The sequence below is a fragment of the Acidobacteriota bacterium genome (assembly GCA_016703965.1).
Classification (GTDB): Bacteria; Acidobacteriota; Blastocatellia; order Pyrinomonadales; family Pyrinomonadaceae; genus OLB17.
In genome coordinates this window covers 464,660-490,207 of record JADJBB010000002.1, presented here as the reverse complement: position 1 = coordinate 490,207, position 25,548 = coordinate 464,660, and the positions used below count along the sequence as shown (strand labels likewise).

Genomic DNA, 25,548 nt, shown 5'->3' with positions numbered 1-25,548 from the left:
TCGTAAGCAAGGGCGATTCAAGCAGCTTAATGATCAGTCAGCGGTCAGTTTGATTATTGTCCAAATTGAGAGAATCGCCCTTGCTTATACGCGGGCTTGTGCATTGCTCGGTTCCGTCTTCTTCTCCCGCAAGAACCAAACAATACCCGCGAGAGCGGACAAGACTCCTGAAATGATCGTCAGGGTCTGCGGCGTGATGTAGAACATCATTCCGCTTGCGACGTAGCTTGAGAGGCCGAACATTGTGAGTTCCGCACCGCGATCCAGCGTTGAAATCCGGCCGCGGATGTAATCGGGCAGGCTGCGTTGGAACATCGTTTCCTGCACCGCGTACTCGACTCCAACTATCGCCCGCGAAACAAACACGATCACACTGAACAGCCACAGCGTCGGCATAAAAGCCGCCAGCGAAAACAGGACTCCGTGAATTATCAGCGTCCAGCCTATAAAACCGTGATTGAAGCCCTTGCGGTCTAGATATATAGATGTTCGACGCGCGATAAGCATCCCGAGCGTCAGCCCAAATCCAGTCGCCGTCCACAACATCGCGACCGCGACATCCGGATTCCAGCCCTCGGTCCCCGCAAAATAAACGCCGCCGATCCGCTCAAAAATAACATTGATCGACCCGCCGCCGGTTGCCCAGATAACGTTCATTATCAGGATCGTTAGAGCGAAATGATTCTTGACCGTATAGCTCAACCCTTCGCGGAGCTCAGTCATGAAGGAAGGCCTTTCTTGCCTCCCTTCCTTATGCATCCTCGCCCCGGTCTCCTCATCCCGAGTCGCTTCTTCCGGAATCAGCCAAACCGTGTACGCCGAGATGAGAAATGAAGCCGCGTTGATGATAAACGCCGCCTTGTAACCAAAAGCCGCCGCCGCCCAGCCGCCAAGCGCCGAGCCGATCGCCATAAGCAGGAATCGGGTCGAAAAGAGCAACGCGGTCCCGGCCAGCAAGCCTTCCTTACCCGTCAGATTTGGAGCCGCCGCATTCTTAGCCCCGTCAAAGAAGGCTCCGAAAAAGTGAAGCAAAACCGTTGCAAGGTAAGCGATCCACAGATCGCCCGGGTCATTCACAAACAAAAACGACAGAGCGATCGCCACCCGAAACAGATCGGTCCAGATCATCACCTGCCGCCGCGAAAAGCGATCAACGAACGTACCCGCTATCGGCGAAGCCAGCGCGAACGGTATCAACCTCGCCACAAAAAATAATCCCGCCGCCGTCGGCGAAGCCCCCGAAACCAGGCGCACGAGTCCCAACCCGGCAATAAAATTGAACCAGTTCCCCAACTCCGAAATGAATTGCCCGGCCAGCAGATTGCGAAAATTCTTATTCCCGCGGATCAACTCACCGTAGGTCAGCGAATGCATTTAGATAGGATAAAGCTTGGCCCTCAATTTGTCAGACCTCTGTGTTAAACTGTTAGTATGACCGTTGCTGTAACAATTCCCGATGAGCTGGTTACGGATGCTCAGGGTCTGTCTCGCGACCTCCTAGAAGCCTACACGATCGAGAAATTTCGGCTCGAAGAGATAAGTCTTGGACGTCTAAGAGAAGTGCTTGGCCTCTCGATCGATGAAGCCAATATCCTGCTGAAAGAACGCCGTCTGCCCTCTCAATTTGATCGGGAGTATTTGGAACGCGATCGACAGACGATCGAGAGCCTGCTTCGCAAATACTAGTTGTTTCGGACACAACACCTCTCCATTACCTGATATTGATTGGGCGGATGACATCCTCCCGGCTCTTTTTGCGACTGTGGTGGTGCCGACAGCCGTTCTCACTGAGATGGTGCATCACAATGCCCCGTCCCAGATCCAGTCCTGGGCGAACAACTTACCCGCTTGGGTGACTCTTGAGACTTCATCGACCGCGTCGGGCTCGAAACTGAACGGGCTGGGCCCGGGAGAAACGGAAGCTATATCAATTGCACTCGAACTTCACGCAGATGCGTTACTCCTGGATGATAGACGAGGTATTCGTGAGGCCACTCGCTGCGGACTTTCGACCATCACGACGCTTGGCGTTCTGGAGTTCGCTTCGTCACAAGGACTCCTAAACCTTGCCTCCGCATTCGACGAGCTCGGAAAAACCAGCTTTTACATGCCGCCGCCGGATATGTTGCAGGAAATACTCGACCGGGCCGCCCTTAGCCGTAAAACCGCATAGGCCAGGCAGCTAAACACCTCTTTCACCGCCCTGATAGTATTGCAGTGAATATCCACCGTGTCCGCGATCTCCTGAGCATATCCTCCGCTCATTGTCGTTACGATCGGAATGCCTTCGTCGCGGGCGAATCGCAGTACGGCTTCGTCGCGGCGGCGTAGGCCTTCTTTGGTCAGCTTCAGACGGCCGAGCCGGTCGTTTTCGTATGGGTCGGCTCCGGCGAGGTAGAAGATGATGTCGGCGTTGTGCAGCCGCAGGCGAGACAACGCGTGGTCGAGGGTTTCGAGATATTCTTCGTCAGCGGTTCCGTCGGCAAGTTCGATATCGAGCCGAGATGTCTCCTTAAAAAGCGGAAAATTCTTCGCTCCGTGCATCGAGAATGTAAATACCTCAGGTGAATCCTGAAAGATGAACGCCGTGCCATTGCCCTGATGAACGTCCAGATCGATTATCAAAAACCGGCTTGCCAGATTTTCACGCTGAAGAACGCGGATCGAGACCGCCACGTCATTCAGCACACAAAACCCCTCGCCGCGATCGGGATATGCGTGATGCGTGCCGCCCGCGAGATTAGACGAAACGCCGTCAACTAAAGCCCGACGCGAAGCGTTGATCGTTCCAGATATCGCGTGCATCGACCTTCGCACCAAGGATTCCGACCATGGCAGCCCGAGCTTGCGTATCTCCTTCGCCGTCAGCCGCCCTTCGATCAGCCGCGTGATGTAATCCTCGGTGTGAACGAGCAGCAGATCGTCTATCGCAACTCGCTCCGGGGCAACTATCTCATCCGGCGATAAAGTGCCCTCCGCGAGCAAAATATCCTTCGCTATCTCAAATTTACGGATCGGAAAAACGTGGCCTTCGCCGATGTCGGCATAGTAGTAGGGCGAATAGAAAATACGGTATTCGGACATCTATTTAGATGTTAGTTTGCGGCGTTCATTTAGTAAATCAACCGGAAATGGAGGGTGGCATCACCGGGCTGTGATGCCAATGATCTTGCTCGATCACTATTTAGTTCCACGGTTAGAAAAGGTGGGCTGAGGAACGAGGTATTTTTGTAACTTTTCTGCGGCGGTTTAGGGCAGACTGGTCTCGTTCGACCGCTTTCGCACCCAGCCGGTCAAGCGTCTAAATGTGAGTGCGAATCCTGTATAGACCAGAAACGCGCCGCCGATACATGCGATGAATCCGATGATCTGGCCAATGATGCCGAAAGATTCGCCGGTGTGCGTAAATCTTGACCACGACCGAAGCTGCTGAGCCGCGTTACGCTTTTCGTACGGGTCCCATTTTGTGATCTCGCCGCTCGCGGCGTCGAGCGTCAGCGTCGATCGGGCAAAAATGTTAAGCGACTTGCCTTCGTCGATCGTGAAAACCGCATCCTTCGCGGCGGGCAACCGCATCGAGATAGACTTCCAGCCTTCGCTTTGAGCGGCGGCACGCGACCAGAGTGAATTAATATTCTCCGGGATCACAAAAGCCTGTTCGGCAGACGGAGCGTTCTTCGGCGGAGCCGGAGCCTGCGGCGTGGGAACTTCATTGCCGGTCAGCGTGTAAAGCAAATTCCCCGCCCATTGATACGAGATAATTGCCGCCGTGGTCGTTAGGATCACCAGCACCAGCGATGACCAAAATCCAATTGTATTATGCCAGTTAAAATCGCGTGCCTTGCCCGACTCGGTCGAGCGAAACCAAAGGACTGGCCTAAAATGCTTCCACGTAAACTTTCGCGGAAACCATATGTATACGCCTGAGATCGCCAGGAAAAGGAACATCAGATTGCACGCACCCGTGATCGCTTTTCCAATGGGACGCCCGTCGCCTGACAGAGCGATCCAGCGATGCAGATCGGTCATCGTTCCGAAGAACGCCCTTAGGCTCTTGTTCCCTTCACCAGTTATTGCTCCCGTATTAGGATCAACAAATACCAAGCCTTCACGGCCGAGAGCAAACGTGACCGAAGCCGCCGGGTTGTTCGATACCGCCATTGACGAAGGTTTCGCATTCGGCTTCTGCTCCAGCACCTTGGCCAGCAATTCCTGCTCGCTCAGTCGTTTTTCACCTACAGTCACGAACCGCTGGCCGTACTCGACCCTTTCGAGAATATTCTTCTCAAACGACAGAGCCGCTCCGGTCACGCACATGATAAAGATCACGATCCCGCCCAGCACACCCGCGACCAAGTGCAGCCAGAACAATGTTTTACGAAATATTTTCATCTTTTTTTGTGTGCTTTCGTGAATTTTCGTGGTTACTTCTTGAGAATTGGAACAACGAAAATACACTAAAGATCACGAATCTCGTTTATTGCACGGACGCGTTCATGTAGGTCTCGCCATCGTGATCCATCAGGTCAAAGATCGAGCCGTCGCGGACCGGCCAATCGCTGTAGTTGATATCGACGACGGCCTCAGTGAAGCCCGAAAACTCTTCTCGCGTAAAATTCAACACCATTTTCCCGACAGACATATGAACCACCCCACATCCGCGGCACTGCCAAGCTGTCACATTTGCCATGTTTCGAACCGGTTTCGCCGTTCTCGTGATCTCCATCCATGAACCTCCTAAATAGTTGATCTTTTTTTGTTTTGTCTTTCAGATTCTAATGATAATGATTTTCATTATCATTAATGAAAATGAGAATATCGGAACAGAAATTCTCTGTCAATTGGGGAAGTGAATTTAAAAACTTGTCGGGAAAATCGAAAACGCCGCCGGGCCAATTGTCCCGAGCGGCGTTAGACAGAATGTGAAACTGGAATACTAGTTTCCCGTAAAATTCGGCGGGCGTTTCTCAAAAAACGCTGCAACGCCTTCTTTGAAATCAGCCGATTTGCCGGATTCGATCTGGCATTCGTGTTCAAGGGCGAGCTGCTGGGAGAGATCGTTTGACGACGAAGCGTTTAGCATTCGTTTGATACGGCCGATCGATCCGGTCGGGCCGCCCGCGAGTTTGGCGGCCATCTTTGCGGCTTCGATCTCTAGTAACTGCGGCTGAACGACGTGGTTGATCATACCGATGCGCAAGGCTCTTTCTGCCGTTACGGCATCGCCGGTCATGAAAAGTTCGGCAGCGATCTTGTCACCGACGGCACGCGGCAGGAAGAACGTTCCGCCGCAATCCGGCGACAAACCGATCCGCACAAAAGCCTCGCGGAACGACGCGTCTTCAGCCGCAATGACGATGTCGCACGCTAGGGCAAAATTCACGCCCGCACCCGCACAAACGCCGTTAACTGCCCCGACAAACGGTATCGGCGTCTCGCGCATCAGCCTGATCACGTCGTGCAAAGCCCCGAGCGGATCTTCAAGAAATGCCTCGATGCGGCCTTCTTTTTCCCACATGGACTGCATCTCACGCAGATCGCCACCGGAGCAGAAGGCACGTCCGGTTCCGGTCAGGATCACGGCACGAGCACCATCCGCAACGGCCTGCCGAAACGCAGCCCCGAGATCCAGCGTCAGTTGCATCGACAAAGCATTCAAAGCATCCGGCCGGTTCATCGTCACGGTCGCGACGCCATCTTTTAACTCGTATAAAACAGTCTCAAAAGTCATATCTTAAAAAGGTCTCTCCATCTTCCTAAGCATGCCGAGCGCGCGACCTGCTCGCTTCGTGGCAATCTTTGCACATTACCGAGCGCCCGACCTTTGGCTGAAAGGGCACCGTGTCGTGTCTTCCGCAGTTGTCGCAGACGATCTCAAATCGCGCCGGAGCATCAGGCCGCAGCGCAGCTTTTTTCGAACGGCACCTCGGGCAGCGCTGCGGGGCCATCATATTTCGCTGATAGAACGCTTCCTGTTCTTTCTCGCTAAAAATAAAAATGTCTTTACATTGAACACATGGAATTTCCACGTCGGGCATAGCACACCTCCAAAGGGCAAAATTTGTCGGTTAATTTCACGATTTTAGCACACACTTTCTCAAACGTTGCTATTCCCTTTGATGCAAATTATATTGAATCCATATGGAACACAAAACCGCTACCTGGCACCGCTGGGAGGACATGCCGAAAGAGTCGGTGACCGACCTGCTCGACCGCCGTTTGATCACGGCTGACAAGATGATGCTCGCTCATGTCTACCTCAAAAAAGGCTGCATCGTACCGCAGCATTCGCACGAGAACGAGCAGCTCACCTACATCCTTGAAGGAGCCCTCAAATTCTGGATCGGCGAAGAAATGCGTGAACAGATCGTCCGAGCCGGCGAGGTATTAGTAATTCCCGGCAACGTCCTTCACAAAGCCGAAGCTCTCGAAGACACGCTCGACGTCGACATCTTCAGCCCACCGCGTCAGGACTGGATCGATAAGACGGATGATTATTTGAGGAAGTGATCCTTGATCGTTGATCGTTGATCGTTGATCGTTGATCGTTGGCAAACATAATCCCATCAACCATCAACCATCAACAAACAAATCCCAATGAACCTCGGACTAAACAACAAGATCGCCCTCGTTTGTGCCGCTTCGCAGGGCCTCGGCTTTGCGGTGGCTGACGAACTCGCTGCCGAGGGTGCGTCGCTTATCATTTGTTCGCGTAGTGACGCGAATATCAGTAAGGCAGCTGACGCTATTCGTGATAGACGCGGCGGCGGGGTTCTCGCGGTCGCGGGTGACCTGTCCGTCGCCGCCGATATCGAACGCATCGTTGCGGCGGGCATCGAAAAATTTGGCCGGATCGATATTCTCGTCACCAATGGCGGCGGGCCGCCGGCGGGGAATTTTGACTCGCTTGATGCCGCCGCATGGGAAACGGCGACCCGCGTCGTCCTGACGAGCGTTCTCTATCTGACGCGTCTCGTGCTTCCGGGGATGAAGGAGCGCGGTTGGGGCCGCATTCTGAATATCACATCGATCGCCTCAAAACAGCCGGTCGAGAATCTGATGCTTTCGAACAGCTTACGGGCGGCGGTCACCGGCTTTGCCAAAACCCTCGCGGGCGAGGTCGCGGCTGACGGCATCACGGTCAACAACATCCTTCCCGGCTACACCCGCACCGAACGGCTCGAAGAACTTATCGACTTCCTCGCCGAAAAAGAATCGCTCACCGCCGACGAGATCAAGGCTCGCTGGTCGTCCGAGATCCCGATGCGACGCCTCGGCGAACCCACGGAATTCGCCGCCCTCGCTGCGTTTCTTGTCTCTGAGCGTGCGAGCTACATCACGGGCAGCTCGATTGCCGTAGACGGCGGCTGGATCAAGTCGCTGTTCTAAAAGAACCGCCTGCGTGAGCGGGCGGAACGAACTCAATAAACAATAACGTTCCTCAAATGCCGAGTCCCGACCGCCCGCCTACGCAGGCGGTTCTGACTCAAGTCGATCAAAACCGGTGCAGACGGCAATCGACGCCGCGGCCGAGCATGTTGACGGCGATCGAGACCGCGTCGATCTGGTCGTCGTGGCGTCCGTTCGGAAAACGGCAGATCTCGTCGACAAATTCGTCATTCCACGCGCCGCGAACGAGAATGACTTTGCCCTCCTCAGCCAGATTCAGCCACGCCAGAGCCCGCGTCAGCTTATCGGCAGTAACGTAGACCGCCCGAAACGCGTACCGCCACAGTTCCCTGTCGCGGCGCAGCTCCTGAACGACCGCCTTTCCGTGCGCTGCCGCTTCCACGCCGTGCTCGGTGTTCGCCTCGAACTTCATCCGCTCGACGATAAAGCGACGCTGCTCGGGATACTCGATCCGCGCCCTAAAGCCGTCCGCGATGTACAGATTTCCCTGCTTATCGAACGCACACCGAAAGCTCGCCGTGTAATCGGCCGAAGTTTTGGTTGAGATCGCGAGATCGTAACCCCGCTTCCAACGCAGCCCGTCGGGAGCCTTGTCAACGATATTCTTAAACCAAGCCCGCTTAAACCGCCCGCCCTCCAGCGGCACCGGCCGCTGCTGATACAACGCCGAAAACGAATACGATCCAAGCTTTCGCTTGTATTTCAACAAAGTCTTCGCCGGATATCGCTTAGGACAAAGAGCCTCGCCTTCCTTACGGCCGAGCGGATCGACTGGAACGCAAGCATCCTGCTTGCCAACGCCGGTTCCTCCGGCGTGACGACGATCACGATCATTCAACTCGAGAGCACTCTCTAACGACGCCTTCAAAGACCGGCTTGAATGCTTATCTTCAGCATTTTCACTCCCCTGCACCTTTACACCGGAGGAACCGGTGTTGCAGGCGAGGGCGCCTGCGTTCCAGTCGTTTGCATTCTGCGGTTCCGCGAGAGCCGGCAAACAAACCACGTCCCACTTCTCACCACCGCTTTTCATTTCGTTCAACAAACGCCCGGCGAGGTCGTCTTCGTGCCAGCGGGTTTGGATGAGGATGATCGAGGCGTTGGGTTCCATTCGGGTGTAGATGTCGTCGTTGAACCATTCCCACACGCGGTCGCGAAATGCCTCACTCTCAGCCTCTGCCCGGTTCTTCACCGGATCGTCGATCACGATCAACCCCGCACCAAAACCCGCGATGCCCGCTCCAACCCCAACCGATCGAACCACGCCGCCCGTCGGAGTTTCCCATTCGCAAGCAGAATTAAGACGCCTGCCGACTGGAGCGCAAGCATCCTGCTTGCCAACGCCGGTTCCTCCGGCGTGAAGGCGTTCGATACTACTCAAGCCGGATTCACTGGTCGACGGCGCCGCCAAAACTTTCGTTGAATGTTTTCGTTGAGCTTTCCCATTTCGCGGCGCCGTCACGCCAGAGGAACTGGCGTTGGCAAGCAAGATGCTTGCGCTCCAGTCGGCGTCCGCGACGATCCGCTTGATCCGCCGCGAAAACCGGTCCGCGAGCCTCTGGTTATAGCTGCCGATGATCACGTTCAAACCCGCGTCCCTCAGCAACCGCCAGGCCGTGTAGCGGATCGTCACCATCTCGCTTTTGCCGTGACGCGGCGGCATGAATATCATCAGGCGTTTGCTGCTGCCGGCGGTGATCGCGGCGAGCTTTTCGTAGATGTAACGCTGATATTTCCAAGTCCAATGCAGCTCCGGCGACACTTTTTTGAGCCAACTTTCAAAGCTGTTCCGCCCCGCGTGCCGACGCTGCACGATGCGCTTCCGGATCGCGATCGCCGTCTTGTCCCAACCGAACCGCTCCGGCCAGCCCGGCGTCACGCCGTGCGTATGCTTGGTTGCGTATAGCAGCGACCGGTAAAACCGCCACCCACGCCCACGCATCTCCCGCTCGATCCGCTCCGTCTGCCGACCGTTATATTTTAAGTAAAGTTCCCGTGCATCCGCGATCATCTGCGCCGGATATTCTTTGTATCTATTCATAAGATTGACCGAAACCGGAAACACACCGTTGCACATCCGGCCCGGCCAATCATCCTAGCAACAGCCCAAGCAAATTGAAACCCTGTTTTTCTCACATTGATAGGTTATGCACAAATTGTATCGTTTTGCTCAAATTGCTATGTTTTGCGTACTTCGCGTGCAATCAGTTGCAAAAGCCCGCGCGTAAGCAAGGGCGAATCGCGAACGCCAAGATTTCGACCGCTCGCCCGGGTGGGATCTCGAATATCAGAGTTGAATGAATCGCCCTTGCTCACGCGCGGGCTTTTGCACCGGCCTGACCCCGAAAATCTATTGACGTCCGACCAAAAGAGGAATAAACTTCCCGCAGTCGTACAAAGTAACGTTCCCGGTTGTTTTGTCTCCCAAGACCTTACAGCCCTTCTTTGCAATTGCTCAGAACTAGCGGTAAGGAGAATTGATGAATAAAACAAAACTCTTTATATTCCGAGTTGTCGTAAGTTTGGCAAGGCATAAGAGGCAGTATTTTCTTGGCCTAATCCATCTCTCAATTATTTTTTACTTCATCGGCATCGGCGAGCTGTTTGCTCAATCTGAAACTCGACGAGTAAATCAGCGTCCTTGGGCTGGACAGCCTATTACGATCGAAAAAGTTAGGGTAAAGGATAGATCCATTTCATTTCAAGATAGCTTTATTGAGTCCGAGGATTGGTTGAACGGATTTAGTTTTCAAGTTAAGAACATATCTAAGAAAACAATCGTCTATCTCGACATTTCGCTTGTTTTCCCTCAGGACGAGTTCGGAAACCCTACAAAACCAGCGTCAGAAGTTCTGCGTTTCGGAAAATTCCCGAAAGCCGACAGCGATCTTGGTAAAATAGATTCCAACCTGCCAACGTTAGCGCCTGGAGAAAGTGTGACGTTATACGTAAAAAGCTATTTAGAACTCCAGAAATTACTAGAGTACGCCGGTCATCCAAAAAATATTTCGGATGTGACTATCAGGCTTGAAAGAGTTGTTTTCTCAGATGGAACCATGTTTAGCGCTGGTAAGACACTGACTAGGGACCCTGGCGATCCCGAACGCTGGCGGGTCGAGAATGGGGTCCGTCATGCAATCTTGCAATTTTAGTTTGAACCGTATTTCCGAGGAGATCTTCCCGATCGCGACGCCCGCGGAAATCGCGGCTTGCCGCTCTATTTGCGGGCAAGCTTGCTTGCCCGTAAGCATCTGAACAGATCTTGCGGCTTCGCCGCCGCCGAACGTGAGCATGGAAATATTTTTGAGTGTTTGAGCGGCGGCAAGCCGCAATAGGAAGGAAAGATGCCCGGCGAAGCAAGCTTCGCCGCAAATAGAGCGGCAAGCCGCAAAAAGCACCGAACCACTACCCCAATAAAATTCCCTCAACCCCACACGGAATAGAGAAAACACTGTCGCCGGTTGCGGCTATTAGTTCGCCGGCTCGGGTGAAGCAGAGGCCGACAACGCTGTTTCCGGCGACGAAGTGTTCGCAGGTTTTGCCGTCGGGTGAGATCTTGACGATGCCGTGGCGGCCCTGGTAGCAGGCAGCAACGTAAAGGTTTCCGGCTTTGTCGAAGGCGAGGCCTTGGGGGCGGCCGAGGCCGCGGAAGAATTTTTCGTCGAAGCCCTCGTTGTCGATCACGTGGACCGCGTCGTGGCTCGCGAGGCCCGGAGCGGTCATATATAGTTTGCCGTCGGGGCCGAACGCCATGTGATAGGCGGCGACCGAGGCTTCCATGACGGTGAATGTCTCGACCTCGGCAAAATCGCGGACGCGGTAGATCGTGCCCGAACGGTCACCGACGTACATCAGGCCTTTCTGATCGAACGCGAGCCCGGAGGCGATGCCGAGCCCCGTTGCATAAACTGTCGAAGTTCCGTCCCGCCCGATCGCGTAAACCTCGCCCTGAGCACGGTTTGTGACGAACATCTGGCCGTCTTTATCGAAGGCAATTCCGGTTGGATTGAGAACAGCCTCAGGCATTTCGTCGAGAAAACCGTCCTTCTCAAGCCTAAATAACGTTACCGGCAAATGCTGTCCGCGCGAGCCGGAACGCGTCAGGATCAGTGCGTCGTCCGACGGATCGACCGCCGGATTGGCGACGATGTGCATCCCGCTTTTCAGGCGGCGGCCGACGGTCATTTCGATCGTGTTGCTGACAGCTCCGTGGCTTTCAAGATGCACCGGCGTAAGTTTCCCGCCCGAACGGATATCGACCCCGACGACGTCTTCGGGAATTATCGCCAGCACGCGGTTAACCGATGCCGCGACGATGCGGCACTGCATTCCTTCGACATAAACGCCGTCAGCCGTTCCGTACTTTAATCGAAAGCCCTCGCATTCGATCGCGATCTCGGCACCCGGAATTGCGTACTGCGGCTCGACCGAAATTATCCTGAGCGGTTGTTCCATTGATTTGATTCTACGTCGCGCGCAAACTCGTGTCGAATACGAGATCGACGCACATCAACACGTTTTTTGCCGATTTCATTTGCCCGCCTCACAAAAAAAGTAGCCGGGCCGTGGTCAAAATGCAATAAATACGGTCATTTCTTCGCATTCTGACCGGTCAAAAAAACATTGACCTTGTTAAACGATAGAAGCTAAACTTGTAAGAGTCCTTGAACATCCGTTCTTATCCGGCGGATCCCATCTGAGCAGTACCGTTCAAGCTCCCGTTAGAGTATGGCAACACGAATCGACGATCTTCTGCGAATGGCTATGAGCTTTGGAGCATCCGACCTGCATCTGCGGGCGGGCTCGTATCCGGTCATCCGGGTCACAGGTGAGCTGAAGCCGCTCTCAGGCGTGAGCCGCATGACGCAGGACGAGACGCTGGAGATGGCGTTCTCGATGATGTCGAACCGTCAGAAGCAGCATTTTAAAGAAGCTTACGAGGTCGATATCGGTTACGGCGTCTCCGGGCTTGGACGTTTCCGCGTCAATATTTTTCAGCAGCGAAACTCCATCGGCATCGTCGCCCGCGTAATTTCGGACACGATCAAAACCTTTGCCGATCTCGGCCTGCCGCCGATCCTTAATACGATCGCGGAAGAGAACCGCGGCCTGATCTTGGTAACCGGAACAACCGGCTCGGGCAAATCGACCACGCTGTCAGCGTTGGTCGACCACATCAACCAAACCCGCAACTGCCACATCGTCACGATCGAGGATCCGATCGAATTCCTGCACAAGGATAAAAAATCTTTCGTCACGCAGCGTGAGGTCGATGTCGATACGCGTAATTTTGCCGAGGCACTCCGCGGCTCGCTCCGTCAGGATCCTGACGTGATCCTCGTCGGCGAAATGCGAGATCTCGAAACCATCGAAACGGCGCTCGTCGCCGCCGAGACCGGACACCTGGTGCTCTCTACGCTGCATACTCTGGATGCTCCGGAGACGCTAACGCGAATAATCTCGGCATTCCCGCCATACCAGCAAAAGTCGATAAGGATACAATTGGCGGGATTGTTGAAAGCGGTGGTATCGCAGCGATTGATGAAATCGGCGAAAGGCAGCAGCCGCATCCCGGCGGTCGAGGTTTTGCGTTCAACACCGTTGATCAGAGATTACATCCTTCACGAGGACAAAACTTCGTCGATCCGCGACGCGATCGCTGCCGGTACTTCACAGTACGGGATGCAGACGTTTGACCAATCTCTGTTTTACCTCTACCAATCAGGCCTCATCAAGCTCGACGAAGCCCTGAGAGGTTCGACCAATCCGGACGAATTCCGCCTGCGTCTCGCCGGCATCCAGAACACGACGGCCAGCTCACGCGAAGAAATGGAAAAATTGAGCGGCGTCGGAACGGTAACCGATTATATCCAAAGAGGATAGCGTTACTAGAAGGCAATTTCAGCGGCCAAAACGACGAATTTTGGCCGCTGAACTGTTTTTATCGATCTGGCAAGCCATTTCACAGCCCGTCTTTGCGAGAAGTAAAATCTCTCAAATGTTTATGTTTCAAGGTTTTTCGGCTGTTTTGTCTTGACAGCAGGGCCTCAGCGCGTGTACATTTGCCTATTACCTCATTGAGCGGACCGATAGGAAACCGGGCACTTTCGTTGCGTTGGCCTTGCATCTGCTTTTGGGATCGTGAAGCTCAGGGAATGAAAGGCGGTTTTCTCCGTGTCGGCTCAAGGTGGTAAATAGTTAAAAACAAAGTAAATACAAGGATTTAGAACAGGCGTAAATGACAAACGAGTTAACCCAGGACGCTGAAGAATCGGCAACGATCGAGAAAACAGCGATAGAACAGACAGAATCAACCACCGCGACGGCTGAGGCCGCTGCACCAACAACCACCGAAGCAGCTGCTCAAGAAGAAGCTGTTGAAGCTCCGGCTGCAGCGGAAACGGCCCCAGTTGCCGAAACACCGGCAGTCGCTGAAGCTGCTCCAGAGGCTCCGGCCGCGGAAGTTCCAGTTGCTGCCGCTCCGGTTCAAGAACCGGTAAAGGCTCCAGCACCTGTGCAGGCTGCTGCTGAAGACGATGATACCGCCGCATCCGGTGAGATCGACTTCGGCGCCATCCTCGAGCAGTTCGAACAGGAACAGACGGTGTTTCACCAAGGCGAGCTCGTTGAGGGCAAAGTCGTCGGCGTGACCGACCGTGGAGTTCTGGTTGATTTTGGCTACAAATCAGAAGGGTTCGTACCCGTTGAGGAATTCACAGACGCGAGCGGAGAAATGACAGCTAAGGTCGGCGAATCGGTCGAGGTCATTATCCGCAGCATCCACTCAGGCGACGGAGCACCGCAGCTTTCGAGAATGGATGCCCTCGGCCGCAAGGTCTGGGACGAGATCGAAACCGCATTTAATTCGGAAACCCCGATCGTCGGAAAGGTCGTCGACAAAACCAAAGGCGGCCTGCGGGTCGACATCAACGGTATCGAAGCATTCCTGCCTGGTTCGCAGATCGATTCGCGTCCTATCCGCGGCCTTGATACATACATCGGCCAGGATATCGAAGCGAAGATAATCAAATTCAGCCGTCGCCGCAACAACATCGTCCTCTCGCGCAAGGTCATTACCGACCTCGTTGTCAACGAGCAGAAAGCCGAGACGCTGGCGAAGATCGAAGTTGGCCACATTGTCGACGGCACGATCAAAAATCTCACGGAATATGGTGCTTTCGTCGATATCGGCGGCATCGATGGCCTGCTTCACGTGACCGATATGTCATGGGGACGCATCCATCACCCCGGAGACCAGTTCAAAGTCGGCGATCACCTTCAGGTTAAAGTTCTGAAGCTCGACCGCGAGAAAGAAAAAGTTTCGCTCGGCTACAAACAGCTTCTCCCGGATCCCTGGTCGACGGTTGTTGAGGTTTATCCGGTCAACACGAAGCTCAAGGGCATTGTTTCATCGGTAACCGAATACGGCGTCTTTGTCGAACTCGAAGCCGGTGTCGAAGGCCTCGTTCACGTTTCCGAGATCTCATGGTCACGCCGTGCACAGAGCCCGAAACGCATGTTCCACAAGGGACAGGAAGTCGAAGTTCAGGTTCTCGGTGTTGATACCGTCGAAAAACGCATCAGCCTCGGCATGAAGCAGTTCCAGGAAAATCCCTGGGATATGGTCGATATCAAATACCCGATCGGAGCCAAGATCATCGGCCGCGTTCGCAACCTCACCGATTTCGGTGCGTTTGTTGAACTCGAGGAAGGTATCGACGGCCTCGTTCACGTTTCGGACATCTCGTGGGCCAAAAAGATCAAGCATCCGAAGGATGTACTTAAGAAAGATCAGGAAGTCGAAGCCATCGTCACATCCATCGACAAACGCGGCCAGCGTCTGTCGCTCTCGATGAAAGACCTCACGCCAAGTGCATGGGAAGGCTTCGTGGCGACACACCGTCCGGGTGACGTTGTTCGCGGTAAGGTTTCACGTCACACCAACTTCGGCGTTTTCGTCGAACTTGGTGAAGGATTGGAAGGCCTATGCCACATCTCGGAACTCTCTGATGAGCGTGTCGAAAATGCTGAGTCGATCGTTTCGGTCGGCCAGGAAATGGACTTCAAGATCCTCCGCATCGAGCCTGTCGACCAGAAGATCGGACTTTCGCATCGTGCAGTCGGCAAGGAAGACGAACCGATCGTAGATACGAGAATGTATTCGACCGAAGCCAAGGGCGGCATGGCCTCGTTAGGCGAGCTTGCTAACTTGAGATTCGGCGGCGAACCGGAAGCTGAGGCTCCGGTTGCTGAAGATCCGGAAGAGAAGAAGCGTGCTAAGGCTGCTGCTAAGGAAGCGAAGGCGAAGGAATTCGCCGCTAAGGAAGCCGCTGCCGCTGAAGCAGCTCAGGCTGAAGCTGAGGCACCGGTCGAAGAACCGGCTGCTGAAACCGAGGAGGCTCCCGCGGCTGAGGTTGCCAGCGAAACTGAGGAAACTCCTGCCGCTGAAACCACTGAAGAAGCTCCGGCTGAAGAAGTGGTCACGGAAGCTGCACCCGAAACCGAAATTGCCGCCGAAGTAGCAGCAGCGGAAGAAGCTCCGGCCGAAGAGCCTGTAGCTGAAACCGCTGTCGAAGAGGCTCCTGCGGCTGAAGCCGAAGCTGAAGGTGCTGCCGAAGCTGTCACTGAGGAAGCTCCGGCTGAAGAAGCAGCAACTGAGGAATCGGAAAAGAAATCGGCTTAGTTGCCGGGATTAGTTTTTTATAAGGGTAATACCGGGAATCAGATTTTCTGGAGAAAAAGTGAGGAAATGACAAAAGCTGATCTAGTCGAAAAAGTTGCGCAGGAAGCGGACATGACAAAGAAAGATGCCGAACAGCTGGTTGAGATCATCTTTGACAGCATCACAGGCACTCTTAACAAGGGTGAAAAGATAGAGCTTCGCGGATTCGGTAGCTTCCGTGTTCGCGAACGTAATTCACGCAAAGGCCGCAACCCCAAGACGGGCGAGGCTGTCGATATCCCGGCAAAGCGCGTAGCGTATTTCAAACCGGGCAAGGAGCTCAAAGAGCTTATCAACCAAAGCTAGTTAATTAATAGACCAGAGACAGGAGACGCGGGACGAGAGACAAAAATGAGTCTCAGGTCTTTCGTCTCCTGTTTCAGTTTGAATCTGAATTATGGATGTACTTTGGAGCCCGTGGCGATACGATTACATAACGAGCAGCGGGCCTGTCGAGAAAACGGGCTGCGTTTTCTGCGACATACTTAAAAACTCGGCCAGCGATGAGGAGAATTTCATCCTCAAGCGGGCCGAGTTTAACTTTGTCATCCTCAATATTTACCCGTACACATCAGGCCATCTGATGGTGATCCCATACGAGCATCTTTCCACTCTAGACCAGGCAAGCAAGCAGGTCTCGGACGAATTCATGGACCTTACCAAGGCCGCTCAGGCGGCGATCTCAGAGGTCTATTCGCCCGACGGTTTAAACCTCGGAATGAATATAGGAAAAGCCGCCGGAGCCGGGGTTGACAGCCACATACATATGCACGTGCTTCCGCGTTGGGTTGGAGACGTCAATTTCATGACCGCCATCGGCCAGACGCGCACCATCCCCGAGACGATCAAGACCACCTACGAAAAGCTGAAAGGCAAGTTCTAACCGCGAAATACACGAAAAAGCACCAAAGAAGTGGCTTCTTCTGGATAGGTTATATTTTTGTGATCTCGTGGTTACGATCCTTACACCGCAGATTCGATCTTTGGAACAAAGATAAACGCCGCAAGCAGATTGAAAAATATCAATCCCGTGCAGACGATCGGAGGCAGGAAAGTAAAATACGCCATCACCGCAAACACAAAAGCGAAAACACCGAGGTTGATGCCGATGATGCCCTTCATGATCGAGGGTTCTGTATGCTTAAAGAGCAGATAGCCGTTGATGAGAGCCGCGAAGATACACAGGAAGGTAAAACACGAGCTGAGGGCTGTAAAAAGATTATAGAACGTCGGCGTAAAGCCCGGCCCCATGTTCATCTTGTGGGTGGTCATCAACTCCAGCATCTGACGCTCGACATCGCTTTCCGGCACTGGATTAACGAAAAGGCTGATCGAATGGATCAGCCCGGTCAAGAGCTGAAACATGATCGCGGCAGAGAACCAGAATGTGTAAACGTTTGAGCATTTTTCCTAATTTGATGCTTTTGCATCGGCCTTTCTCGGTTCGATGGACCGGTCGATCGCTTCGTCCTCGATCTCACCGCCCGGGCTGATGGGAATATCTTTTGGATCTGCGTATTTCATCAAACCTCTTTCTTCGCTGTCGCTTTCTATCGCCGGAAACTTAAACTGTCCTGAATTAGGCGGAACGTAGCCGGGATAATCAACCCTCGAGTGATAGATAGCGATGAGGGATTTTATCATCGATTCACGGATCTGCGTGAGTTCGCGTAGCGTCAGGTCACATTCGTCGAGCTGATCGTCCTGCAGAATAGCGTCGATGATCTTTGTCACAATAAATCGGATATTTACCGGGTTTGGCTCTGCTAACGAACGGGCGGCCGCCTCACACGAATCGGCGATCATCATGATCGCAGCCTCCTTGAATTGGGGTTTCGGCCCGGGATATCGAAAATCATTTTCTGAAATATCATGAGGATCGCGAGCTTCGGCCTGAGCCTTTTTCAGAAAATAGTGAAGCGTTCGCGTACCATGATGCTGCGGGATGAAATCTATGATCCGCGTTGGCAATCCCATTTCCCTGCCGAGCTTTACGCCGTAATTTACGTGGCTGATGATGATCTTCGCACTTTGCGTCGGCTTTAGGCGATCGTGGGGATTTTTGTTCGACTGATTTTCGACGAAATGCTCGGGAGCGGCAGTCTTTCCGATGTCGTGATAAAGAGCACCGATGCGGGCAAGCAGACCATTGCCGCCGACTACTCGGCAAGCTTCTTCAGCAAGCTGCCCAACAGCGTGCGAATGCTGATTGGTTCCCGGAGCTCTCAGAGCAAGCTGGCCAAGAGCCGGAAGGTCAGCGTTAGAAAGCTCGAGCAATTTCACGTCAGTCAAGATGCCAAAAACATTTTCACAGATCGGAAGCAAAACCGCAGTCACTGCCGAGGTGATGATGCCACTGGCCAGGCCGCAAGCTATCGAGAGCAAAATGGTGTTCAGAATTATCGGCTGCTGCGTATAAGCGATCAGAGCGATAGCCAGGATCGAGCTCGCCACTCCGACCAATCCACCGGCTATTGTCACGGTCTGACGGCTGCGATAGCGGCCAATCCCATAAACCGCAACGGCCGACACCAAGGCTGAAAATATCGCGAATTCAAATCCACGAGGTGCGATAAATCCTGCAATGAATGAACCAAAAATACCGGTAAACAAGGCAGTCGGCCGATCCGCAAGCAGCGTCATCAACAAACTCGCCGTTGCGAACGGAACCGCGAATGACCACAACATCGGGTCGCTGAGCGGAGCCTTAATATTTTGTATGGCCGTAAATTCAGCCAGCCGAAAAAATATTGCCAGCAAAGCCGTCTGAACGAGGATAACGAAACCAAGAAGAGCAAAGGTTTTACGGGGCGACAACGCCAGTCTCGGCACCACGCCGCGGTGCTGTACAAACTTCCACCCGAGCCAGAAAAGTCCACTGACGAGGATCAGGATGCCGACAAAGCGATTGATCTGACGCGATGAGGCACTGTAGTTTCTGAGTGCAGCGATCTTCGTCAGCATCGCGTCGGTCACGATGTCGCCTTCGTCAGCGATCTTCTGGCCGCGTTTGAGTGAAATGGTACGTGGTTCGATATTGTCAGACGCCGCTTGGCGGGCTGTTTCCGTCGCTACACTGTCGTATGAAACGCTAGGCTCGACCAGTATCTCGCCCGCTGTGTAGAACGCGTCGGCCTCCTTCGGCGAAAGGCTTCTTATCGAGGCTAGCCTCGTTTTGAATTTCTCACGGGCTGCAGATAGCGGCGTCCAGTTGCTCTCCGGCATTGAGACGTTCGTCTGTAGGTTTGGTTTTGAACGGTCGAATACAAAGACCTCGTTCTGAAAATACTGATTCTCGGAATCGTCGAAGATGTAGCCTTCGGCACTCTCTTTCAATGCACCCTGAACTGCGTCGAGTTCGTTACGGCTGAAGGTCCGCGAAGAAAGGGTTTTGCCAACCTCTGGTCCGCCGCCGCCCGTCCAATGAGTTTCAGCTTTTGCGTCTGAGTTCGATAGTTTTGAATTCACCCCTTCGCCGCCATGACGCTGGAGCTTTTCCCAGGAGGAAATAAATCTCTGAACAGCCTGCTCGGCCTTGTTCGATTCGTAGCGAAAGATGGGCTTCACGGCCCTCCGCGATTCTTCTTTAAGCTTTTCGGATTCTTCGATGTCCGTGTAGATAACATCAGCGGGAACGATGATGCTCTCACGAGCGATATCGCCCTCTTTATAAAGCTGTTCACCGCTGGCTCGCCATAACGGATTATGGATCAGTAATGTGGTGCTCACACAGAAAACTGCAAACCCGATCCAGAACTTTTGACCGACAGACAAAGAAGCAAAAGGACGCCCCACAACTTCGAGCAGCCATTCAAACCACTTAGAAAGCGGCGATCGGAGATCTTTTATCCTTTTGCTCATTCTATCCGAACTGCCCGACCGCGATCTCAGATTTACCTAAAAGCTCAGCGATCTGTACGACCATTGGCCGCAGGGTTTCGCGTTTGATAGCTGAAATTGACACGGTTGGTGCTCCCAAGTCAATAGAAATTTGCCGCGTCAGGTTTTCGATATCCTGCTTTTTGAGCAGATCGGTCTTATTCAAAACGATCAATTGCGGTATCTTGCCAAAATCCAGGTCGTTGATGATCTTTGTAACCGAAGCGATCTGCTGCAAAACCTGCGGATGTGCGGCATCGACGACGTGGATCAGCAGTTCACTGTCCGCGATCTCCTCAAGCGTTGCCCGAAATGCCGAAACCAAAGCCTCAGGCAGATCGCGGATAAATCCCACAGTGTCATTGATAATAACTTCCTGATCGTAAGGCAGGCGCAAACGCCGCGAGGTAGGATCGAGCGTCGCGAACATCTTCTTTTCAGCGTAAACTTCGCTTTGAGTCAAGGAATTTAAGAGCGTTGATTTGCCGGCATTAGTGTATCCAACCAGCGAAATTATCGGCAGGTGTTTCTGAACACGTTTCTTACGGCGTTCCTGTCGTTGATGGCCAAGGTTGTCGACTTGCTTCTCAAGCTGCGCGATCTTGTCGCGGACACGTCGGCGATCAGTCTCGAGTTTTGTTTCACCGGGACCTCGTCCGCCAATACCGCCAGCGAGACGTGAGAATGCGGAGTTTTGACCGATAACCAATCGAGGTAAAAGATATTTGAGCTGAGCAAGCTCAACCTGCAGTTTACCTTCGCTGCTCTGTGCACGCTGGGCAAAAATATCGAGGATCAACTGCGGACGGTCGATGACCTTCAGCTCCGTAGCATCGCTCAAGGAGCGAACCTGTGCGGGCGAAAGTTCGGTGTCAAAAACAAGAATATCCGCTCCTAAACGCATCGAACGAACCAGCAGGTCTTCGAGTTTACCTTTCCCAAGCACGGTTTTCGGATCGATCTGCGGGCGTTTTTGGATAATGGTGTCAAGGATGACGACATCGGCCGACATCGCGAGTTCTTTTAGTTCGGCGATCGACTCAGCGGCTTCGTCCGAATCTCCGGTGGTTACGCCTACCAGGATCGCGCGATCGCGCCCAGTCTGGCGGTTGCGGCCGGTGAGACGAATACGCGCCATTTCGTCTTCGAGTGAGTTGATCAGCGAAGTGAAATCGGTGTCGAGCTGCGATGGGATATTTGGCTCAAGAAACTCGTAAGGTAACGACTGAGCTTCTGCCTCGAGGCTCTCAGCGTTTGTCGGGACGAGATGGGCGGAATAGACCATGCCGGGTAGCCCATCTTTCCGATCGACCTGAATAGCTGACATCAGGTCAAGCCGAAGTAGCGCGAGATCGGTAAGGTCGTCCTGCGTCAGCTTTTCACCTGAAAGGTGCGTGTGAACACACCGCAGGCCGCGAAAACGGTCTTCGGAAACACGGGCTCGGCCAAAATCCGGCAGCTCGATAGACTTTGCCGTACCGACCATTACGTAGTCGATCTGGCCTTTACGGTTGATCAGAACACCGATCTGCCTTCCGGTCTCATGCGAGATCTCGGACATCTGGCGAGCGAGTTCCGGCGAAACTATAGTGTCCGCCGCGACACGCCGTGTGCCCAGTTTTTCGATCCGGCGAAGCTGATTATGTTTAAGACCTCGGGTAAACCCGTGAACATCACTGATAGAGCGTAAACCTCCGTAACAAGGGTAATTATAGCAAATCTCGTGGTCATCGGTTCAAACATTAGGGGCCAAGGCTCAAAGTTCGCTCATACGGTACTTTGAAGTTGGACGGTTGGACCTTAAACTACTCTCATGCCCGCACAGACCAAGCGCCAGCGTGAGGTACTAAATATCATTACGCGCTACCTGGAAACGAACGGCTTCCGGCCTTCGTATCAGAGCATTGCGAATAGCCTTGGCCTTAGATCTCGGTCGGGTATTGCCCGGATCGTTCAGGACCTTGAGTCTCAGGGATTGCTCCAACGGCGGCGGGAAAACCGACACTTCTCGCTGGAAATAAAGGAAAGGGGAACCACGGTTTCTATAGCCTGGCTGGATATCCCCGAAGGTGGTTCGAATGGCACTCAGAGCCAGTCGCCGCTCATGCTCCCTTCGTTTATGATCGGAGATTACGATCCTGAAGACGTCCGAGCATTCAGAATAACCGATTCCTCTATGGCCCCGGAGATAGATATTGACGATATTATTCTCATCGAACTACGGGATTACGCGCGAAGCGGACAGCCTGTGGTAGCGCTGCTAAACGATGAGACGATCGTTTTGCGAAGATACTATCGGGCCAGTTCAGAGGTCGAACTCCGTGCGACAAATAACGAGATAAAGCCGATCATTCTCTCCGCTCACGACATGCGTATTGTCGGCATCTATCGTGGGCTGATCAGGCCTATGATCTGAGCAGCCAGGAAGTTGGGCGCTCGTCGTATTTGCCCTAAAGAACCTTTTTCGGCATACTTTTTATTTCGCGTCGAAGCTCGTCTACGTGCGGGCTTTTGTATTTGTATGAATCATAAACCAACACCTAACGCCAGTTACTCGCTTACCCTCAGAGTCAGAATTCAAAATCAACCCGGCAAACTCGGCCAGATCACCACAGCGATCGGCAAGGCCGGCGGCGATATCGAAGGTATTGACATCGTCAGCGTAGGCAAGGACTACCTTATACGCGACATTACGGTTAATGCTGCCAGCGAATCGCACGATCAGGAAATAGTCGCGTCTGTCCGGGATATAGACGGAGTTGATGTTGTGAACGTCTCGGACCGGACGTTTTTGATGCACCTCGGCGGCAAGATCGAGATCGCTTCAAAAATGCAGCTTAAGACGCGGTCGGATCTCTCTATGGCGTACACGCCCGGCGTTGCCCGCGTTTGTGAAGCGATAGCAAAGGACCCGGAAAAGGTATATAACCTCACGATCAAGAAAAATACAGTTGCGGTCATATCTGATGGAACGGCAGTTCTGGGCCTTGGCGATATCGGCCCGGCCGCCGCGATGCCTGTAATGGAAGGCAAATGTCAGCTGTTCAAGGAGTTCGGCAATGTCGACGCATTCCCGATCTGCCTGAACACAAAGGACCCGCACGAGATAATCGAAACGATAAAGAATATTTCGGTCGCGTTCGGCGGGATTAATCTGGAAGATATTTCCGCACCGCGTTGTTTCGAGATCGAAGACCGCTTGAAGGAAGAGCTTGACATACCGGTTTTTCATGACGACCAGCACGGAACCGCGGTCGTCGTACTCGCCGCTCTCATGAATGCCCTCAAGATCGTCGGTAAGAAAATGGAGGATGTTAAGGTTGTCGTCAACGGTATCGGTGCTGCGGGGGTCGCGTGTTCGAAGATCGTGATGGCAGCGGGTGTTAAGAACATCATCGGCTGCGACACAACCGGAGCCATCTATCCAGGCCGTAAAGAGAACATGAATTGGGTGAAGGACTGGTACGCCCGCAACACGAATCCAAATGCCGAACAGGGCACGATCCATGACGTCATTAAAGGTGCGGACGTTTTCTTCGGCCTCTCGGCTCCGGGCGTGATCGATGAGAATGATCTCAAGAACATGGCAAAAGACCCGATCGTTTTTGCGATGGCAAACCCGACGCCGGAAATCATGCCCGAGGACGCCAATGGGCTTGTCGCCGTCATGGCTACCGGACGTTCAGACTATCCAAACCAGATCAATAACGTTCTTTGCTTTCCCGGTATTTTTCGCGGTGCTCTGAATTGCCGTGCTTCGAAGATAAATGAAGAAATGAAGATCGCCGCCGCAACGGCCATTGCCGGGATCATCGGCCCGGACGAGCTGCATCCGGATTACATCATCCCATCGGTCTTCGACCGCCGTGTCGGTGAAGCGGTCGCAGCAAAGGTCGAGGAAGCTGCCTACGCCACCGGCGTCGCCAGGCGGCTCCGTTCGAACTCGGATTCCCAGTTCTAGACGACCAAAAGAAAACACAAAAACGTTACAATTTACCGAACCATAATTTGATATTATGGTTCACATGACAGCTGTGATTAAGGAAAAACTGGGTGCTTTGTCGATCGAGGAACTCGCGAACACGATCACGCACGGATTTGGTTTGTTGCTAAGCGTCATAGGTTTTGCGGCACTTGTGATCCTTGCGAGTTTTCGCGGAGATTTCTGGTCGATCGTGAGCTGCACTGTCTACGGGCTGTCGCTCGTCGTGCTCTATGCCGCTTCGACCTTTTATCACAGCACCACCTCACCGCGGCTGAAGAAGAATCTCCAGGTCGTCGACCACTGCTGTATTTATCTCCTCATCGCAGGCAGTTACACGCCGTTTGGACTGGTCATCGCGGGTTCGACCTGGGGACGCGAGCTGATGTTCGGAATTTGGGCATTTGCGATCGTAGGAATATTGGTAAAGCTCGTAATTCGCGATCGTTTTGCTGCCATTAACGTGATCTCGTACGTGCTGATGGGCTGGCTCGGCGTTTTCGCCGTACAGCCGCTCTTAGCTACTCTTGGACTAAACGCAGTGATCTTAACGGTCGCAGGCGGCATAGCGTATACTCTCGGCGTGATCTTCTTCCCTTGGACGAGCATCAAGCACCACCACGCGATCTTTCACGTATTCATCCTGCTTGGAAGCATCATTCATTACGCCGCGGTTGTGCTGTATGTAATCCCGCATGTGACGTAAGGGTCAGGACCGCCTGCGTAAGCGGGCGGATGGCTTTCGGCGAAGATAAAGCTCAATCGATGCAAGTTAGTTCCCCCCCGCGCACGCAGGCGGTTCTGACTTACACTACTCAAACAGTAAACTTATATCCAAAGCCATGCACTGTCTGAATGAACTGCGGATGCCGCGGGTTCTCTTCGAGTTTCTGTCGCAGCCAAGCCACGTGAACGTCAACCGTCCGCGTCGTCGGCATCGCATCATAACCCCAAACCGCATCTAAAAGATCATCTCGAGAATGAACCGACCCGCGATTCTCGATAAAAAACTGCAGCAGTCTGAATTCCATCGCTGAAAGATCCACCGGCTGACCACCCTTTGTAACCTCAGCCCGCTTGAAATCTACGCCGATCTCACCGAACTTAAATTCCCCATTCGGCACAGCCTCATTATTATTCGGCGAACGACGCAGCAAAGCCTCGACACGAGCTAAAAGCTCGATCACTTCAAAGGGCTTTGTCAGATAATCGTCCGCCCCAAGTTTTAACCCGAGAACCTTGTCGATCGTTTCGCCCTTGGCGGTAAGCATCAGTATCGGTGTGCTAATTCCCTTTTGTCGGAGGTCGCGGCAGATGTCGTAGCCGTTCTTTTTGGGGAGCATTACGTCGAGAATTACAAGGTCGAACTTCCCAGCAAGAGCGGCGTCAAATCCCTTCTTCCCGTCATTCGCCGAAGTTACTTCAAAACCCTCGCTGTGCAAACGGTCGGTCAGCGTAAGTATCAGGCCTTCTTCATCTTCGACTAGGAGGATTTTCATAGAGATTTTGCCACAGAGTTCACAGAGGAAAATGAGGTTCTTTAACCCTTATTTGT

24 protein-coding genes are annotated in these 25,548 nt (G+C 53.3%); 12 read left to right on the top strand and 12 right to left on the bottom strand.

Going from position 1 to position 25,548, the window contains the following annotated elements:
• Positions 1-84 precede the first annotated feature (84 nt).
• Entirely contained in the window at positions 85-1,374 is a 1,290-nt protein-coding gene (locus IPG22_02325; GenBank protein ID MBK6587145.1) for an MFS transporter, read from the bottom strand.
• Between the two features lie 57 nt (positions 1,375-1,431).
• Here IPG22_02325 and IPG22_02320 point away from each other — a divergent pair, with 57 nt between their 5' ends.
• On the top strand, positions 1,432-1,686 hold the full coding sequence (locus tag IPG22_02320) for a UPF0175 family protein (GenBank protein MBK6587144.1): 255 nt from the start codon (positions 1,432-1,434) through the stop codon (positions 1,684-1,686).
• A gap of 82 nt (positions 1,687-1,768) precedes the next feature.
• Complete coding sequence (locus IPG22_02315; GenBank protein ID MBK6587143.1) at positions 1,769-2,173, top strand: DUF3368 domain-containing protein; 405 nt, start codon at positions 1,769-1,771, stop codon at positions 2,171-2,173.
• Here the strand turns inward: IPG22_02315 and IPG22_02310 are convergent.
• From IPG22_02310 to IPG22_02290, 5 genes are all read right to left on the bottom strand, one after another.
• Positions 2,104-3,084 carry a histone deacetylase gene (locus IPG22_02310; GenBank protein MBK6587142.1) on the bottom strand — a complete coding sequence of 327 codons (981 nt, stop codon included), beginning with the start codon at positions 3,082-3,084 and terminating at the stop codon, positions 2,104-2,106. The genes IPG22_02315 and IPG22_02310 overlap by 70 nt on opposite strands.
• 165 nt (positions 3,085-3,249) lie before the next feature.
• On the bottom strand, positions 3,250-4,392 hold the full coding sequence (locus IPG22_02305; GenBank protein ID MBK6587141.1) for a PepSY domain-containing protein: 1,143 nt from the start codon (positions 4,390-4,392) through the stop codon (positions 3,250-3,252).
• Positions 4,393-4,477: 85 nt separating this feature from the next.
• A complete protein-coding gene (locus tag IPG22_02300; protein ID MBK6587140.1) occupies positions 4,478-4,726 on the bottom strand; it encodes a hypothetical protein in 249 nt (82 codons plus the stop codon).
• A 210-nt stretch (positions 4,727-4,936) separates the two neighbouring features.
• On the bottom strand, positions 4,937-5,731 hold the full coding sequence (locus IPG22_02295) for an enoyl-CoA hydratase/isomerase family protein (protein MBK6587139.1): 795 nt from the start codon (positions 5,729-5,731) through the stop codon (positions 4,937-4,939).
• 25 nt (positions 5,732-5,756) lie between these two features.
• Positions 5,757-6,038, bottom strand: coding sequence for a zinc-ribbon domain containing protein (locus IPG22_02290; protein MBK6587138.1), 282 nt, complete (start codon positions 6,036-6,038; stop codon positions 5,757-5,759).
• A gap of 103 nt (positions 6,039-6,141) precedes the next feature.
• Between IPG22_02290 and IPG22_02285 the strand changes: the two genes are divergently transcribed.
• On the top strand, positions 6,142-6,510 hold the full coding sequence (locus IPG22_02285) for a cupin domain-containing protein (protein ID MBK6587137.1): 369 nt from the start codon (positions 6,142-6,144) through the stop codon (positions 6,508-6,510).
• A gap of 87 nt (positions 6,511-6,597) precedes the next feature.
• Positions 6,598-7,389, top strand: a complete 792-nt coding sequence (locus IPG22_02280; protein ID MBK6587136.1) for an SDR family oxidoreductase — start codon at positions 6,598-6,600, stop codon at positions 7,387-7,389.
• 106 nt (positions 7,390-7,495) lie between these two features.
• Here the strand turns inward: IPG22_02280 and terL are convergent, their stop codons facing one another.
• Positions 7,496-9,451 (bottom strand): phage terminase large subunit, encoded by a 1,956-nt coding sequence (gene terL, locus IPG22_02275; protein ID MBK6587135.1) that lies wholly within the window; start codon positions 9,449-9,451, stop codon positions 7,496-7,498.
• A 439-nt stretch (positions 9,452-9,890) separates the two neighbouring features.
• On the opposite strand from terL, the gene IPG22_02270 reads away from it, so the two are divergent.
• Positions 9,891-10,562 (top strand): hypothetical protein, encoded by a 672-nt coding sequence (locus tag IPG22_02270; GenBank protein MBK6587134.1) that lies wholly within the window; start codon positions 9,891-9,893, stop codon positions 10,560-10,562.
• Between the two features lie 253 nt (positions 10,563-10,815).
• On the opposite strand, the gene IPG22_02265 is transcribed toward IPG22_02270, so the two are convergent.
• Positions 10,816-11,865: a gluconolaconase gene (locus tag IPG22_02265; protein ID MBK6587133.1), complete on the bottom strand. Its 1,050-nt coding sequence runs from the start codon at positions 11,863-11,865 to the stop codon at positions 10,816-10,818.
• Between the two features lie 273 nt (positions 11,866-12,138).
• On the opposite strand from IPG22_02265, the gene IPG22_02260 reads away from it, so the two are divergent.
• The 4 genes from IPG22_02260 (at position 12,139) to IPG22_02245 (ending at position 17,015) form a co-directional block, all read left to right on the top strand.
• Positions 12,139-13,293 (top strand): type IV pilus twitching motility protein PilT, encoded by a 1,155-nt coding sequence (locus tag IPG22_02260; protein MBK6587132.1) that lies wholly within the window; start codon positions 12,139-12,141, stop codon positions 13,291-13,293.
• A gap of 355 nt (positions 13,294-13,648) precedes the next feature.
• Entirely contained in the window at positions 13,649-16,093 is a 2,445-nt protein-coding gene (locus IPG22_02255) for a 30S ribosomal protein S1 (GenBank protein MBK6587131.1), read from the top strand.
• A 66-nt stretch (positions 16,094-16,159) separates the two neighbouring features.
• Entirely contained in the window at positions 16,160-16,438 is a 279-nt protein-coding gene (locus IPG22_02250; protein MBK6587130.1) for an integration host factor subunit alpha, read from the top strand.
• 91 nt (positions 16,439-16,529) lie between these two features.
• Positions 16,530-17,015, top strand: coding sequence for an HIT domain-containing protein (locus IPG22_02245; protein MBK6587129.1), 486 nt, complete (start codon positions 16,530-16,532; stop codon positions 17,013-17,015).
• An 80-nt stretch (positions 17,016-17,095) separates the two neighbouring features.
• Here the strand turns inward: IPG22_02245 and IPG22_02240 are convergent, their stop codons facing one another.
• The 3 genes from IPG22_02240 to hflX all read right to left on the bottom strand — a co-directional run bounded on the left by IPG22_02240 (position 17,096) and on the right by hflX (position 21,692).
• Entirely contained in the window at positions 17,096-17,497 is a 402-nt protein-coding gene (locus IPG22_02240) for a hypothetical protein (GenBank protein ID MBK6587128.1), read from the bottom strand.
• A 45-nt stretch (positions 17,498-17,542) separates the two neighbouring features.
• The gene (locus IPG22_02235; protein MBK6587127.1) at positions 17,543-19,861 is read right to left on the bottom strand and encodes an HDIG domain-containing protein; all 2,319 of its coding nucleotides are present in this window, start codon (positions 19,859-19,861) and stop codon (positions 17,543-17,545) included.
• A 133-nt stretch (positions 19,862-19,994) separates the two neighbouring features.
• A complete protein-coding gene (gene hflX, locus IPG22_02230) occupies positions 19,995-21,692 on the bottom strand; it encodes a GTPase HflX (GenBank protein MBK6587126.1) in 1,698 nt (565 codons plus the stop codon).
• A gap of 132 nt (positions 21,693-21,824) precedes the next feature.
• Here hflX and IPG22_02225 point away from each other — a divergent pair, with 132 nt between their 5' ends.
• The 3 genes from IPG22_02225 (at position 21,825) to IPG22_02215 (ending at position 24,699) form a co-directional block, all read left to right on the top strand.
• Positions 21,825-22,427: a hypothetical protein gene (locus IPG22_02225; GenBank protein ID MBK6587125.1), complete on the top strand. Its 603-nt coding sequence runs from the start codon at positions 21,825-21,827 to the stop codon at positions 22,425-22,427.
• A gap of 105 nt (positions 22,428-22,532) precedes the next feature.
• Entirely contained in the window at positions 22,533-23,972 is a 1,440-nt protein-coding gene (locus IPG22_02220) for an NAD-dependent malic enzyme (GenBank protein MBK6587124.1), read from the top strand.
• A gap of 64 nt (positions 23,973-24,036) precedes the next feature.
• Complete coding sequence (locus IPG22_02215) at positions 24,037-24,699, top strand: hemolysin III family protein (protein ID MBK6587123.1); 663 nt, start codon at positions 24,037-24,039, stop codon at positions 24,697-24,699.
• A 109-nt stretch (positions 24,700-24,808) separates the two neighbouring features.
• On the opposite strand, the gene IPG22_02210 is transcribed toward IPG22_02215, so the two are convergent.
• Positions 24,809-25,498 (bottom strand): response regulator transcription factor, encoded by a 690-nt coding sequence (locus IPG22_02210; protein MBK6587122.1) that lies wholly within the window; start codon positions 25,496-25,498, stop codon positions 24,809-24,811.
• Positions 25,499-25,548: the final 50 nt, after the last annotated feature.

What these genes read in the sequence shown, in the direction of transcription:
- IPG22_02325 (MBK6587145.1), bottom strand. Translation starts at nt 1,374, where the DNA reads ATGCATTCGCTGACCTACGGTGAGTTGATCCGCGGGAATAAGAATTTT.
- IPG22_02320 (MBK6587144.1), top strand. Translation starts at nt 1,432, where the DNA reads ATGACCGTTGCTGTAACAATTCCCGATGAGCTGGTTACGGATGCTCAG.
- IPG22_02310 (MBK6587142.1), bottom strand. Translation starts at nt 3,084, where the DNA reads ATGTCCGAATACCGTATTTTCTATTCGCCCTACTACTATGCCGACATC.
- IPG22_02305 (MBK6587141.1), bottom strand. Translation starts at nt 4,392, where the DNA reads ATGAAAATATTTCGTAAAACATTGTTCTGGCTGCACTTGGTCGCGGGT.
- IPG22_02300 (MBK6587140.1), bottom strand. Translation starts at nt 4,726, where the DNA reads ATGGAGATCACGAGAACGGCGAAACCGGTTCGAAACATGGCAAATGTG.
- IPG22_02295 (MBK6587139.1), bottom strand. Translation starts at nt 5,731, where the DNA reads ATGACTTTTGAGACTGTTTTATACGAGTTAAAAGATGGCGTCGCGACC.
- IPG22_02290 (MBK6587138.1), bottom strand. Translation starts at nt 6,038, where the DNA reads ATGCCCGACGTGGAAATTCCATGTGTTCAATGTAAAGACATTTTTATT.
- IPG22_02285 (MBK6587137.1), top strand. Translation starts at nt 6,142, where the DNA reads ATGGAACACAAAACCGCTACCTGGCACCGCTGGGAGGACATGCCGAAA.
- IPG22_02280 (MBK6587136.1), top strand. Translation starts at nt 6,598, where the DNA reads ATGAACCTCGGACTAAACAACAAGATCGCCCTCGTTTGTGCCGCTTCG.
- terL (MBK6587135.1), bottom strand. Translation starts at nt 9,451, where the DNA reads ATGAATAGATACAAAGAATATCCGGCGCAGATGATCGCGGATGCACGG.
- IPG22_02270 (MBK6587134.1), top strand. Translation starts at nt 9,891, where the DNA reads ATGAATAAAACAAAACTCTTTATATTCCGAGTTGTCGTAAGTTTGGCA.
- IPG22_02265 (MBK6587133.1), bottom strand. Translation starts at nt 11,865, where the DNA reads ATGGAACAACCGCTCAGGATAATTTCGGTCGAGCCGCAGTACGCAATT.
- IPG22_02260 (MBK6587132.1), top strand. Translation starts at nt 12,139, where the DNA reads ATGGCAACACGAATCGACGATCTTCTGCGAATGGCTATGAGCTTTGGA.
- IPG22_02255 (MBK6587131.1), top strand. Translation starts at nt 13,649, where the DNA reads ATGACAAACGAGTTAACCCAGGACGCTGAAGAATCGGCAACGATCGAG.
- IPG22_02250 (MBK6587130.1), top strand. Translation starts at nt 16,160, where the DNA reads ATGACAAAAGCTGATCTAGTCGAAAAAGTTGCGCAGGAAGCGGACATG.
- IPG22_02245 (MBK6587129.1), top strand. Translation starts at nt 16,530, where the DNA reads ATGGATGTACTTTGGAGCCCGTGGCGATACGATTACATAACGAGCAGC.
- IPG22_02240 (MBK6587128.1), bottom strand. Translation starts at nt 17,497, where the DNA reads ATGTTTCAGCTCTTGACCGGGCTGATCCATTCGATCAGCCTTTTCGTT.
- IPG22_02225 (MBK6587125.1), top strand. Translation starts at nt 21,825, where the DNA reads ATGCCCGCACAGACCAAGCGCCAGCGTGAGGTACTAAATATCATTACG.
- IPG22_02220 (MBK6587124.1), top strand. Translation starts at nt 22,533, where the DNA reads ATGAATCATAAACCAACACCTAACGCCAGTTACTCGCTTACCCTCAGA.
- IPG22_02215 (MBK6587123.1), top strand. Translation starts at nt 24,037, where the DNA reads ATGACAGCTGTGATTAAGGAAAAACTGGGTGCTTTGTCGATCGAGGAA.